The following is a 292-nucleotide window of genomic DNA, read 5'->3' on the forward strand; positions in this document are numbered from 1 at the left end:
GTTGAGCCTTGTTATGCCCGATTCCAGAACCAATTTGAACCCTGAGCCTGAACACAACTCCCCTTACCTAACCGGTGTTTTGCTACGCTACAGCACCTTTGGCGCTGCAATCTTGCTGTTTTTAGCAGGATTACTCCTCGTCAACTGGGTACTCATTATCATCGGTGGTCTCGCCGTTGGGCTAGGTATTTATGACTTATTGCAATCTAAGCACTCTATCCTAAGCAACTATCCTATCGCCGGTCACATCCGCTATGTGTTAGAGGATTTCCGTCCTGAGATTCGCCAGTAT

At 47.6% G+C, this 292-nt stretch carries 1 pseudogene; it reads left to right on the forward strand.

Annotation, left to right across the window (positions count from 1 at the left end):
• Nucleotides 1-13: 13 nt before the first annotated feature.
• A pseudogene (locus tag AAEY75_RS14515) lies at nucleotides 14-292 on the forward strand (FMN-binding glutamate synthase family protein); the annotation flags it as partial.

Source organism: Psychrobacter sp. TB55-MNA-CIBAN-0194 (assembly GCF_040309505.1).
Taxonomy (GTDB): Bacteria; Pseudomonadota; Gammaproteobacteria; order Pseudomonadales; family Moraxellaceae; genus Psychrobacter; species Psychrobacter fozii.